This window comes from Curtobacterium sp. P97, assembly GCF_023712445.1.
Taxonomy (GTDB): domain Bacteria; phylum Actinomycetota; class Actinomycetes; order Actinomycetales; family Microbacteriaceae; genus Curtobacterium.
On record NZ_JAMAYF010000076.1, the window covers coordinates 1 to 473 of the forward strand.

The 473-nt window shown below is 79.1% G+C and carries 2 pseudogenes; both read right to left on the minus strand.

Going from position 1 to position 473, the window contains the following annotated elements:
• Positions 1 to 291 (minus strand): annotated as a pseudogene (locus M3677_RS17005) (3-dehydroquinate synthase); the annotation flags it as partial.
• Positions 288 to 473 (minus strand): annotated as a pseudogene (locus tag M3677_RS17010) (shikimate kinase); the annotation flags it as partial. The pseudogenes M3677_RS17005 and M3677_RS17010, both read right to left, overlap by 4 nt.

Here is a 473-nt window from a genome sequence, read left to right on the forward strand (position 1 = left end):
GGTGCGGGTGTGGCCCAGCCTGCCCAGCTCGGCCCACAGCCCGGCGGCCACCTCGGCGGTCTTGCCGGCCTCGCCGTCGGGGACCACGAGAGCCTCGGCGGCCAGGCCGGCGGACTGCAGGGTGGCGACGGCCTCACCGGCCAGCGCCGCGGTGGAGGCCGTGTGCACGACGGCGGCGCGCACGGCCCCGGCGAGCACGGTGCCCGGCAGCAGGGCGAGCTCGGCGCGCGACCCGGCGCCGACGACGACGTCGTAGGGCCGCTCGCCGGCGACGGTGATGCGGGCGGTCACGACGGGCTGCCCACGGGCGGGACGGCGGCGAGGACGTCGGCCACCACCTCGTCGACGCCGCGGCTGCCCGTCGGCACGTGCAGGGTGGCCACCTCGCGGTACAGCGGGGCGCGGGTCTCGAGCATGCCGCGCAGCATCTGGCGGGGGTTCACGCCGAGGATCGGGCGGTCGCGGGAGAGCCC